The organism is Bacillus sp. JJ1127 (genome assembly GCF_036965845.1).
Classification (GTDB): Bacteria; Bacillota; Bacilli; order Bacillales; family Bacillaceae_G; genus Bacillus_A.
On the sequence record NZ_JBALQK010000373.1, the window covers coordinates 5,061 to 5,287 of the forward strand.

Annotated in this window: 1 protein-coding gene; it reads left to right on the forward strand. The window is 30.0% G+C overall.

What is annotated here, in order from left to right:
• Positions 1-68: 68 nt before the first annotated feature.
• Positions 69-227 (forward strand): FAD-dependent monooxygenase (locus V7183_RS26100; protein ID WP_438825198.1); only part of this gene is annotated, 159 nt, incomplete at its 3' end.

The following is a 227-nucleotide window of genomic DNA, read 5'->3' on the forward strand; positions in this document are numbered from 1 at the left end:
TATGAAGTATATTCTAAAACCAAATTAAGATTTTTAATTTATACTATGTTGGAAATAGGGAAGTAAAAATGAACACCATTAAAATCGATTATTGTATTATTGGCGGAAGTCCAGTTGGTTTAACACTTGCTCTGTTACTCAGCAAACAAGGAGGAAAAGTAGCTGTTTTAGAGCGTAATAAAGATTTTAACAATAAAAATGGTGGAGTAATATTGCAACCTAAGACA